Here is a 3,365-nt window from a genome sequence, read left to right as displayed (position 1 = left end):
TCCCCGGCGCCCCTTGCGGGGCGCGCCCCTGGCGGGGCGCAGAAGGCCGCTGGGCCCCCGGGGCGTGTGTCCCGGGGGCCCAGCGGTTACGGCAGTGGAGGATCAGGCGTCCGACTTGCCCTCGTCGGCCTTGTCCGCCTCGGCGGAGGCGGCCTCACCCTGCTCACCCTCGGCGGAGTCGGCGGCCTCGGCGGAGTCGTCCTCGTCGTCGAGGTCGATGACCTCGCCGTTGGTGTCCTTGACCGTGGCGGCCTCGACGACCACCGCGAGCGCCTTGCCGCGGGCGACCTCGCCGACGAGCATCGGCACCTGGCCGCCCTCGACGACGGCCTGGGCGAACTGGTCGGGGCTCATGCCGGAGGACTGCGCGCGACGCATGAGGTGCTCGGTGAGCTCCTCCTGGTTGACGTTCAGCTTCTCCTTGTTGACCAGCTCGTCGAGGACGAACTGGGTCTTGATGCCCTTGATCGCCTGCTCGCGGGTCTCGGTGTCGAACTCCTCCTCGGTCTTGCCCTGGATCTCCAGGTACTTCGCGAGGTCGAGGCCCATCTGGCCGAGCTGGTGGTGCTCCAGGTTGTGCTTGCGGGTGCGGATCTCGTCCTCGAGCAGCTTCTCGGGGACCGGCACCTCGACGAGCTCCAGGAGCTTCTCCAGGACGCGCTCCTGGGCCTGGGTGGCCTGGTCGAACTGGCGGGCCGACTCCAGGCGCTTGCGGCTGTCGGCCTTCAGCTCGTCCAGGGTGTCGAACTCGGAGGCGAGCTGCGCGAAGTCGTCGTCCAGCTCCGGCAGTTCGCGCTTGGCGACCTGGGTGACCTTGACGGTGACCTCGGCCTCCTTGCCGGCGGCGGAGCCGCCCTTGAGCTCGGAGGTGAAGGTGGCCTCGGCCCCGGCCTCCAGGCCCTTCACGGCGTCGTCGATGCCGTCGAGCAGCTCGCCGGAGCCGATGGTGTACGAGACGCCGCTGGCGACGCCGTCGGCGAGGACCTCGCCGTCGACCTTGGCCTCCAGGTCGAGGGTCACCACGTCGCCGTCCTCGGCGGCGCGCTCGACCGGCGAGGTGGACGCGAAGCGGTTGCGCAGGTCCTCGACGGCCTTGTCGACGTCCTCGTCGGACACCTCGACGGCGTCGACCTCGACCTCGATGCCGGAGTAGTCCGGGATCTCGATGGTCGGGCGGACGTCGACCTCGGCGGTGAAGTTGAGGGTCTCGTTGTCCTTGAGCTCGGTGATGTCGACCTCGGGCTGGCCGAGGACGTTGAGCTCGGCCTCGTTGACCGCCTCGGTGTAGAACTTCGGAAGGGCGTCGTTGACGGCCTCCTCCAGCACGGCGCCGCGGCCGAACCGCTGGTCGATGACGCGCGCCGGCACCTTGCCCTTGCGGAAGCCCTTGACCGTGACCTGCTGGTTGATCTTCTTGTACGCCGCGTCGAGGCTGTCCTTGAGCTCCTCGAAGGGCACCTCGACAGTGAGCCGAACCCGAGTCGGGTTCAGGGTCTCCACGGCGCTCTTCACGGTTCGGTCTCCTTGGTGGGCTGACTGCTTGGTTTCTGCCCGGTCGAGAGACACACGGGCACACAGCTTGCATAGTAACGGCACGCGGGAGCCGAGCCACAATGCGATCTTGGAAGACGGGCCGCGGAGCGCGCGAGAGGGGTTCCCCGGCCGGGGAACCGGCCGCCGGACCGGAGAGATCCCGCTGGTCGGGGTGGCGGGATTTGAACCCACGGCCTTCCGCTCCCAAAGCGGACGCGCTACCAAGCTGCGCCACACCCCGTCGGTGCGAGACGTAGGGTACATGCCCGCAGGGCGCCCGGCCCCCGCATTACCGGGGCGGGCGGAGGGGGTGTGCGGGCGGGCGCGCGGACCCGCTACGATGCTTGCCGTGCCGCGCACGCTGACCTGCGGGTCGCCGCGCGGGGCGCTTGCGGGCGTAGCTCAATGGTAGAGCCCTAGTCTTCCAAACTAGCTACGCGGGTTCGATTCCCGTCGCCCGCTCCGAGGCCTCCGGCCCGGTACGTGGAGTCCGTCTCCGCGTACCGGGCCGGAGGCTTTTCCGCGTCCGGGCGCCGACCGGTCCTTCGCGTGCGGGCGCCGGCCGGCTCACGGGTGGCGTACGTCGATGCTGTAGACCGCGCGGACGCCGTACGGGACGTAGAGGGCGTCGCCCGCGAGCGTCAGCGCGGCGCCGGACTCCGAGGTGACCGAGGGCGTCTCGCCGTAGCTGTCGGGGGCGGCGCGGGTCCAGTCCACCGCGCCCGTGGCACGGTCCAGGGCGGCGAGCCGGCCGCTCGGGGAGGCGACGAAGACGTGGGTCGCGGAGGCGAGCGGCGGGCCCGGGGACTCCACGGTGGAGTTCACGTCCCAGGCCAGGCGGCCGGTGCGGGGGTCGACGGCGCGCACGGTGCCGTTGGGGTAGGTGAAGTAGAGGGTGCCCCGGCTGAGCGTGACCTGCGCCCCGATCTGCTGCGGGTGTTCGAAGGGAATGGCCCGCGCCCGGCGGGTGGCCGGGTCGAGCGCGACGATCCGGTGGTGGGGCCGTTCCTCCCGGGTGGTGTCGGCGAACAGCAGGCGTTTGCCGCTGCGGCCCAGGAGGTCCGGTCCCGCCCGCAGGGTGACCGTCCAGCCCGGCCGGCCGGTGGCCGGGTCGAGGCGGCTGACGCGGACGCGCTCGTCCCCGGCCGGGCAGATCACGTACCCCTGTCCGGCGGCGGCGCGGACCCGGCAGTCCACGTCGGGGAGCGGGTGCCGCCAGCGCGCGTCGCCGTCGGCCGGGTCCAGCAGGGCGTACGCGTCGCCCTCGGTGCCGACCGCGGCGAGGACACCGGCGGACGTGAGGACGGCGCCGCCGCTCTCCGCGTCGGGGGACGGGGCGGTCGCGTGCTCGCCGCGCCCCGCGGGGACGGCCCACAGCGCGCGGCCGGTGCGGGCGTCCAGGGCCTCCACCGCGTAGTTCTCGGTCCGGGTGTCGCCCCGTACGGTCTGGTCGTTGCGGTAGACGAAGACGCGGCCGCCGGACGCCCCGATGATGTGCCCCTCCGCGTTACCCCAGGCGTCGGGCTCCGTGAGGTCCCTGTCCATCGGCCGGCTCCACCGGAACTCCCCCGTGGCCAGCGAGAAGCGCGCGGCCTTCACGTCGTCGCCCGCGCAGAGGAGGCCGCCGGCGGCGACGGCGCAGTGCGCGAACAGGCCGCCGGCCTCATCGCCGCTGTCCCTGTCCTTGGACTGCCAGGGCCGCCACCCCTCGGGCAGGTCGTGGGGCGCGGAGTGCTGGGACGGCAGCCACATGGCCGTGCCCGCCGCCGCCAGAGCGAGGACCACCGCGGCGGCCGCCCCGGCGGGCGCGAGGCGCCTGCGGCGCGGCCGGG

Annotated in this window: 2 protein-coding genes and 2 tRNA genes; 1 reads left to right on the top strand and 3 read right to left on the bottom strand. The window is 73.0% G+C overall.

Going from position 1 to position 3,365, the window contains the following annotated elements; all coding sequences use genetic code 11:
* Nucleotides 1-102: 102 nt before the first annotated feature.
* Nucleotides 103-1,512 (bottom strand): trigger factor, encoded by a 1,410-nt coding sequence (gene tig, locus IE330_RS38155; RefSeq protein ID WP_190140768.1) that lies wholly within the window; start codon nucleotides 1,510-1,512, stop codon nucleotides 103-105.
* Nucleotides 1,513-1,697: 185 nt separating this feature from the next.
* Nucleotides 1,698-1,774, bottom strand: a tRNA-Pro gene (locus tag IE330_RS38150).
* 150 nt (nucleotides 1,775-1,924) lie between these two features.
* On the opposite strand from IE330_RS38150, the gene IE330_RS38145 reads away from it, so the two are divergent.
* Nucleotides 1,925-1,995, top strand: a tRNA-Gly gene (locus IE330_RS38145).
* Between the two features lie 105 nt (nucleotides 1,996-2,100).
* Here IE330_RS38145 and IE330_RS38140 read toward each other — a convergent pair.
* Nucleotides 2,101-3,365, bottom strand: a 1,265-nt coding sequence (locus IE330_RS38140) for a PQQ-binding-like beta-propeller repeat protein (RefSeq protein WP_190140767.1), incomplete at its 5' end; no start/stop codon positions are given.

It is taken from the genome of Streptomyces longispororuber (assembly GCF_014656095.1).
Lineage (GTDB): Bacteria > Actinomycetota > Actinomycetes > Streptomycetales > Streptomycetaceae > Streptomyces > Streptomyces longispororuber.
Note: the sequence above shows the minus strand (reverse complement) of the source record. Positions and strands in the feature narration are given on the sequence as shown.